Origin of the sequence: Streptomyces sp. 13-12-16 (assembly GCF_002114215.1) — a bacterium.
Classification (GTDB): Bacteria; Actinomycetota; Actinomycetes; order Streptomycetales; family Streptomycetaceae; genus Streptomyces.
This window is the reverse complement of the sequence record NZ_NCTE01001187.1, coordinates 1-1,188: the sequence shown is the minus strand read 5'-3', so window position 1 is coordinate 1,188 and position 1,188 is coordinate 1. Positions and strand designations below refer to the sequence as shown.

General features: G+C 74.3%; 1 protein-coding gene. It reads right to left on the bottom strand.

The window, feature by feature from the left end:
- A partial coding sequence (locus B7767_RS37235; protein ID WP_107486543.1) for an exo-beta-N-acetylmuramidase NamZ domain-containing protein occupies window positions 1-1,188 on the bottom strand: 1,188 nt, incomplete at both ends.

Below are 1,188 nucleotides of genomic sequence, written 5' to 3'. Positions count from 1 at the left end.
GGTCCCCCCGCCGCATCCTCCGGAACCCCGCCAGCTCCTCCTGCCAGCCGGCCACCACCTCGTCCGTGTCCGCGCCCGCGTCGATCATGGTGCGCACGCGCGTGGACCCGGTGAGCTTGTCGATCCAGTGGTCCGGGCGCCAGGCGAAGCCGCTCCACGACCGCCTGGCGGTGATCAGCAGCCCGATCCCGGTCCGCACCGGATCGAACGCCTCCCGGTCGTGCACGTGCACCTGGACGCCCCCGATGGTCCTCCCCTGGAACTTGGAGAACGTCGGCGCGAAGTACGCCTCCCGGAAGCGGACGCCCGCGAGCCCCAGCGCGTTCGCCTCCTCCGCCCAGCGCCGGTCGATCCCCTCCGCCCCCAGCAGCTCGAACGGCCGGGTGGTCCCGCGCCCCTCGGACAGGTTCGTCCCCTCGAACAGGCACGTCCCCGAGTACACCAGCGCCGTCCCGGGCGTCGGCATGTTCGGGCTCGGCGGCACCCACGGCAGCCCGGAGGCGTCGTGGAAGTCCGACCGCCGCCAGCCCGACATCGTCACGGTCTCCAGCGGCACCGGCGCCGTCAGGAACTCCCCGTTGAACAGCAGCGCCAGCTCCGCCACCGTCATCCCGTGCGCCTGCGAGATCGGCTGCCGCCCGACGAACGTCGCGAACTCCCGGTGCAGCACCGGGCCCAGCGCGGCCCGCCCGGTCACCGGGTTCGGCCGGTCCAGTACGACGAACCGCCTGCCCGCGAGCGCGGCCGCCTCCATGCAGTCGAACAGCGTCCAGATGTACGTGTAGAACCGCGCGCCCACGTCCTGGATGTCGAAGACGACCGTGTCCACGCCGGACGCCGTGAAGACGTCGGCGAGCTCCCGACCGCTCTTCAGGTACGTGTCGTAGACCGGCAGGCCGGTCGCCGGGTCGTCGTGGCGGCCCTCCGAGCCGCCCGCCTGGGCGGTGCCCCGGAAGCCGTGCTCGGGGCCGAAGACGGCGGCCAGGTCCACCCGGTCGTCGGCGTGCATCACGTCGACGATGTGCCGCGCGTCCCGGGTGATGCCCGTCGGGTTGGTGACCACGCCCACGCGCTGCCCGTCGAGCAGCCCGTAGCCGTCCGCGGCGAGCCGTTCGAACCCGGTGCGCAGCCCCCGGCCGCCCCCGCGCCCCGGCCCGGAAGCGGCGGCGGCCGGGGCGGCGGAGACCG